This is a genomic window from Vibrio sp. 10N.222.48.A3 (assembly GCF_041475345.1).
Lineage (GTDB): Bacteria > Pseudomonadota > Gammaproteobacteria > Enterobacterales > Vibrionaceae > Vibrio > Vibrio tasmaniensis_A.
The window spans coordinates 1-229 of the sequence record NZ_JBFRVX010000967.1 but is presented as its reverse complement, the minus strand read 5'-3'; the positions used below and the strand labels follow the sequence as shown (position 1 = coordinate 229).

Sequence of the window (229 nt, the reverse complement as noted above, 5' to 3'; positions counted from 1 at the left end):
GATGCGCTTTGCCTTACTCGGCCAAGAGAATGCGTATGAAATCACTCACGGCCTCTCAAATGCCTATGTCGATTGTGATAGCGGCTCCCAGTGCCTTATCGAACACATTCCTAAACAGTGTCATCGTCCAACGAACAACAACGTGCCTTGTACAAAAGTCCCCGTTGCCACCGTGGTTACTGGCAATGTCATCTACCACTGTCCATCCGGTTGGACAAAGCAAGGGGAT

Annotated in this window: 1 pseudogene; it reads left to right on the top strand. The window is 50.2% G+C overall.

Going from position 1 to position 229, the window contains the following annotated elements:
• Positions 1-229: pseudogene (locus tag AB4653_RS22515) on the top strand (type-F conjugative transfer system mating-pair stabilization protein TraN); the annotation flags it as partial.